The following is a 4,813-nucleotide window of genomic DNA, read 5'->3' as shown; positions in this document are numbered from 1 at the left end:
AAGCTTGCACACGCGGAGCGTTCAAACCATTCAAAGTCTTTCTCTGTCGAGGTTTTAGGCTTTTTCGGCAAGCCCTACCTAGTTATGCTTTTATCGCTGTCAACATAACTTTGCCAACTTAATGAAGCAACAGTTGGGTACTGGGCTGGAAACTCCCCTGGTATAGGACTTACTTGCGAGCTCATATTCCATCCTACTTGCTTGCTAAAATTTTGAATTTGACCTTCGCAAGTTCGACAGCTAGAACCGCCCACTTTCTGCCAAATCTCTAACTGTGGAGTCAATCCATATTTGCCATTGCTCGATTGCATCCACATCCCATCGATCGCGCGGAGGTTCGGACAAGACAGATTGGCGGGGTTGTTGCGGATCAGAGAGACTGTTTCTTGATCGGCTTCTTACCATTTTTTGGCTTCTAATAAGGATTGAAGTTTGCTAAATTCCGTGTTGCTTTCTTGTGAATTAGCGGTAAATGCTGGTTGCAAAACGGCAAGAAATGTGCCTACTAATGCGAGTGATTGTTTGCCAAGTTTAATCATGATGTTCCTCTGAGCAAAAGTGATTTAACAAATGACCAGTTTACCATCTATCTCTAGACTGAGATGAAATCTTCAGAGCCGATGAGGTTCGGAGCAAAGCCTGTCAAAGAAGCTAAAACTTCACCGCTGCTGGCTACTCTAATTAATGTGCCGTTAGTTCCAGAGGAAATTGATAGTTGTCCGAAGGTCAAGCCATTGATTAATTGAATGGTATCTTGAGATTTGGTGAAATCAGAGATTGTATCAACTCCCAATCCCGCACCTAAAACAAATACATCGTTGCCCGCACCGCCGACTAGAATATCGTTTCCCAAGCCGCCGTTTAGGGTGTCAAAACCTTTGCCGCCAAATAGGATATCGCTGCCGCCTCCCCCGATAAGAATATCGTTGCCTTGTCTGCCGGCGATCGTGTCATCGCCGTCTAAACCGCTGATATTATCGCTGCCGTTCGTGCCTGTCAGGTTGTCGTTGCTGGGAGTGCCGTTGATCAGGTTTGGAGAGTTATTGATGCCGCTCGAAGTGTTGGTTAAGTCAACAACGAAGATGTCAAAGTCAAAGTTAGTGTCCCCCGGCACGAGGTTGGTGGCAGCAGATGAAAACCCCACTTTCTGCCCGTTGGCGGAGATGGAAGTGATGTAGGAGATGCTGTTGCCTTCATTGCCTGCTGAGTTAACAGAGACGCGGGTGGTGGTATTGGCGAGCGTGTCGCGCACGAAGATATCTTGGTTACCATTAGTGTCCCCCGGCACAAGGTTGGTGGCAGCAGATTCAAACACCACAAATCGTCCGTCAGCGGAGATGGCACCAGGGGATAGGAGGTTGAAGGAGTCGTCGTTCCCGCGCTCGCCGCTGGAGCTAACAGAGATGAGGGTGGTGGTATTGGTTAATAAATCGCGCACGAAGATGTCACGGCTATTGTTCGTGTCTCCCGGTACGAGGTTGGTAGCCTTAGAATGAAACGCCACAAACCGCCCGTTGGCTGAGATGGAGGAATTGAAGGAGTTGTCGTTCCCGCGCTCGCCACTGGAGCCGACTGAGACGAGGGTGATGGCGTTGGTTGACAAGTCGCGCACGAAGATGTCGGTGCTATTGTTGGTGTCCCCCGGCACGAGGTTGGAGGCCTCAGAATCAAAGGTCACAAACCGCCCGTCGGCTGAGATGGAGGGGCGGTAGGAGCTGTCGTTCGCCCGATCTCCGGTGGAGCCGACTGAGACGAGGGTGATGGAGTTGGTTAACAAGTCGCGCACGAAGATGTCGGTGCTATTGTTGGTGTCCCCCGGCACGAGGTTGGAGGCCTCAGATGAAAACACCACAAACCGCCCGTTGGCTGAGATGGAGGACCTGAAGGAGTCGCCGTTGCCCCGATCACCGTTGGAGCTGACTGAGACGAGGGTGGTGGTGTTGGTTGACAAGTCGCGCACGAAGATGTCTTGCTGATTGTTAGTATCCCCCGGAACGAGGTTGGTAGCAACAGAAGTAAACGCCACAAACCTCCCGTCGCCGGAGATGGAAGCACCACCAGAGCCACTGTTCCCTTGATTGCCTGCTGAGTCTACGGACACGCGGGTGGTGGTGTTGGTTAACAAGTCGCGCACGAAGATGTCTTGCTTATTGCTAGTATCTCCCGGCACGAGGTTGGAGGCATCAGAAGTAAACGCGACAAACCGCCCGTCGGCTGAGATGGAGATGTCGAAGGAGGAGGCGTTTGCCTGATTGCCTGCTGAGTCAACTGAGACGCGAGTAATGGTCATAAGCCCTGACATTTAAGAGTAGAAGTTGGGAGATGCCGTGCGGTTGATTGAAATTATTCAATAAGCAGCTCTCAAAGTCAATTCATAAAAGTCATAACCTTGACTTCATAAAAGCCATATTTATCAACCAATCTTGCCCACAGTAGACAAAATAGCCAAACATATATACAGTCAGCGAGCGAATGATACTTGCTCCAGAATTAAGGAAGTTTTCTGTATTGCAAAATCTAATAACTAATTCCCCGCCCGTTTTTGGCAAATTCATCAACAGTTTGCTGCGAAAGTTCGTGAACTGCGATCACCTGCAACACGTCAAAAGGCAATGTCAAATGATGTGCGCCAGCTAATAAAGTCTTTACCGCTTCTTCCGGCGATTTAATGCTAGCTGCCAAAATCTCAGTATTAGTTCTCTGCAACACATTTGCCATATCCCGCACTAAGGCAAAACCGTCTCCTAGGAGTCTGGTGGCGCGATTCACGTAGGCGATCGCATATTTAGCCCCCGCTTCTGCTGAGACAACAGCTTGTGATGCGCTGTATATCGCCGTCACCGCGCAAGGAATTTCCGGTGACAAATGCGCTACTGCTTGAAAACCAGCCGCCGTTGCTGGAACTTTCAACACTGTTTGCTGTCCAATTAATTCAAAAGCCGCTTTTCCTTCTGCTACCATGCCATCAAAATCAGATGCGGTTAGCTGATAATACACTTCACCCGGAATAAGTTTCGCCAGTTGTTTTAGCGTCACATCTGGAGATAAATCGCTTTTTCCCAGGAGGGTTGGATTAGTAGTAATTCCCGAAAGCCAGCCGAACTTGCTCGCTTCTTTTGCTTCTGCTACAATTGCAGTATCGAGATAAATTCCCATCAGCTCTACACCTTTATTTTCTTAGTTTATTCTGAGTTTTCCGAGGCTTACTTTCAATTCGAGGTCGCTGAGCGTGAAATTGATTATTAGGTATTAACTGTAGCAGATTTGTGAAAACATCGCTAGTAAGTAAAAATAACACTTAAGTGATGGGTATCACCTCACTTGCTGATTACGATCGCCATGTAAGAAAACTTCGATCGCCAAATGCCGGAAACAAACAATTTATATTTGTAGTATGGGTTATGTTTGCAATAACTCAAGGAGGTGACTCATAAAATGAGAGAAAAAGAAAATCATCAGTCACAAGTCAGTCTTGAGGTATCTTGTGACAAATCGGAGTTGAAAAAACCACCATCAGCCACTCAAGACTTGCCAGAAAATGATAATTCTCAAACCGAGTCTCAAGCATTTGAAAATCACGGTGAAGATGCTTTGAAGGCTCTAGCACGCTTAATGATGGTGAGCCTAACTTGGTCGCTGGCAGGACTTTCTAAACCCAAGTAAATTTTGGGGTTATTGGTTATATCGTTTCCGGTTGGATGGGAATGATCAAGTCAAGGTCGCACAATTCCACATTCCCCACGCACCAATCCCCACTCCCCATCATAAGGAGTGTAACCGGAATTGATATTATTGGTTATTGGTAATAATGACTGGTATTCTGCCAGAGTGCCATGAATCTTTAAGTTTTAACATCCAATTCCTAATCTCTCGCCTGTGCTTTTTATAGTACAGGCTTGCCCATTTCCCCATCGGATAGGACTCAATGCCTCATCCCTGGGCTTCCCCCAATTCCCAAAATCAAACTTTTATTTATATCAACCGTTTTGGCGGTTGCTATAAATCCGCCATAGGGACACAATATTGTTGTGTCCATATCTGCTACTTAATGTTTTCCGAACCAACGGCATGAGAAATCGAATTAAATCCTTTTTCTTCCAACTTTTGCAGCAAACCTTGGAGAATCCGACGCACCATCCAAGGCCCTTCGTAAACCCAACCGATGTAAACTTGAATTAAACTCGCACCGGCGGCTATTTTTTCCCAAGCATCTTCGGCGGTGAAAATGCCGCCAACTCCAATTATGGGCAATTCGCCTTTAGGGCACACGAAGCAACTTTAGACTCCGGTCGCCCCTAGAATCCACCACCGCAGCCATAGCAGAAGGTATTGACTTAAATAGGACTTGCACATTACTACTAAAGGTAGTGTATGGTCAGGTAATTTGCGTAAGTCCTAGTACAGTGTTACGCTGTCAGCAAACCAGTTCTGTTAGAGTAGAATTATAAGAAACTAACTCACCAAAAAACGAAATATGGCTATTTACGTTTTACTTTTGAAAGAACAAGAGGATGATACTGCCGTCATTTACCACTTCGGACCAGATGAAGATCATCTTGGAGCCTTGTGGCTAGATAAATCCAGCGGATCAGTCAAAGAACTTAAACAAACACCTGTTAATAATTCAGAAGCATTTTTCCTGCCAGCCACAGTCAAGGTTCGCCAACATTGGAAAGCGGGAATGTTTCCGCAAAAAACTTGCTGGGCATCGTGAGGCTGCAACTGAATAATGAGTTTTTAAATAGGGCTTGCTGAATAAGCCTAAAACCCTTACCTCAAAAGACTTTGACTCGCGTTCGGCGTTGACAACGTG

General features: G+C 46.7%; 6 protein-coding genes and 1 pseudogene. 2 read left to right on the top strand and 5 right to left on the bottom strand.

Going from position 1 to position 4,813, the window contains the following annotated elements:
* Nucleotides 1-74 precede the first annotated feature (74 nt).
* The 4 genes from QUA70_RS28000 to QUA70_RS27985 form a co-directional block, all read right to left on the bottom strand.
* On the bottom strand, nucleotides 75-371 hold the full coding sequence (locus QUA70_RS28000) for a GUN4 domain-containing protein (RefSeq protein WP_333330244.1): 297 nt from the start codon (nucleotides 369-371) through the stop codon (nucleotides 75-77).
* 27 nt (nucleotides 372-398) lie between these two features.
* Nucleotides 399-539, bottom strand: coding sequence for a hypothetical protein (locus tag QUA70_RS27995; RefSeq protein WP_333410764.1), 141 nt, complete (start codon nucleotides 537-539; stop codon nucleotides 399-401).
* A gap of 53 nt (nucleotides 540-592) precedes the next feature.
* Nucleotides 593-2,290, bottom strand: a complete 1,698-nt coding sequence (locus QUA70_RS27990) for a calcium-binding protein (protein WP_333351026.1) — start codon at nucleotides 2,288-2,290, stop codon at nucleotides 593-595.
* Nucleotides 2,291-2,517: 227 nt separating this feature from the next.
* Nucleotides 2,518-3,156 carry a transaldolase family protein gene (locus QUA70_RS27985; protein ID WP_333351024.1) on the bottom strand — a complete coding sequence of 213 codons (639 nt, stop codon included), beginning with the start codon at nucleotides 3,154-3,156 and terminating at the stop codon, nucleotides 2,518-2,520.
* A gap of 279 nt (nucleotides 3,157-3,435) precedes the next feature.
* On the opposite strand from QUA70_RS27985, the gene QUA70_RS27980 reads away from it, so the two are divergent.
* Nucleotides 3,436-3,663, top strand: a complete 228-nt coding sequence (locus QUA70_RS27980; RefSeq protein WP_333351022.1) for a hypothetical protein — start codon at nucleotides 3,436-3,438, stop codon at nucleotides 3,661-3,663.
* Between the two features lie 378 nt (nucleotides 3,664-4,041).
* Here QUA70_RS27980 and QUA70_RS27975 read toward each other — a convergent pair.
* Nucleotides 4,042-4,260 (bottom strand): annotated as a pseudogene (locus QUA70_RS27975) (quinone-dependent dihydroorotate dehydrogenase); the annotation flags it as partial.
* Between the two features lie 214 nt (nucleotides 4,261-4,474).
* Between QUA70_RS27975 and QUA70_RS27970 the strand changes: the two are divergent.
* Entirely contained in the window at nucleotides 4,475-4,714 is a 240-nt protein-coding gene (locus QUA70_RS27970; protein ID WP_333351020.1) for a hypothetical protein, read from the top strand.
* The last annotated feature ends 99 nt before the right edge of the window (nucleotides 4,715-4,813 follow it).

Source organism: Microcoleus sp. LAD1_D5 (assembly GCF_036702115.1).
In the GTDB taxonomy this organism is placed as follows: domain Bacteria; phylum Cyanobacteriota; class Cyanobacteriia; order Cyanobacteriales; family Microcoleaceae; genus Microcoleus.
This window is presented reverse-complemented; position numbering and strand designations above follow the sequence as displayed.

What these genes read in the sequence shown, in the direction of transcription:
- QUA70_RS27995 (WP_333410764.1), bottom strand. Translation starts at nt 539, where the DNA reads ATGATTAAACTTGGCAAACAATCACTCGCATTAGTAGGCACATTTCTT.
- QUA70_RS27990 (WP_333351026.1), bottom strand. Translation starts at nt 2,290, where the DNA reads ATGACCATTACTCGCGTCTCAGTTGACTCAGCAGGCAATCAGGCAAAC.
- QUA70_RS27985 (WP_333351024.1), bottom strand. Translation starts at nt 3,156, where the DNA reads ATGGGAATTTATCTCGATACTGCAATTGTAGCAGAAGCAAAAGAAGCG.
- QUA70_RS27980 (WP_333351022.1), top strand. Translation starts at nt 3,436, where the DNA reads ATGAGAGAAAAAGAAAATCATCAGTCACAAGTCAGTCTTGAGGTATCT.
- QUA70_RS27970 (WP_333351020.1), top strand. Translation starts at nt 4,475, where the DNA reads ATGGCTATTTACGTTTTACTTTTGAAAGAACAAGAGGATGATACTGCC.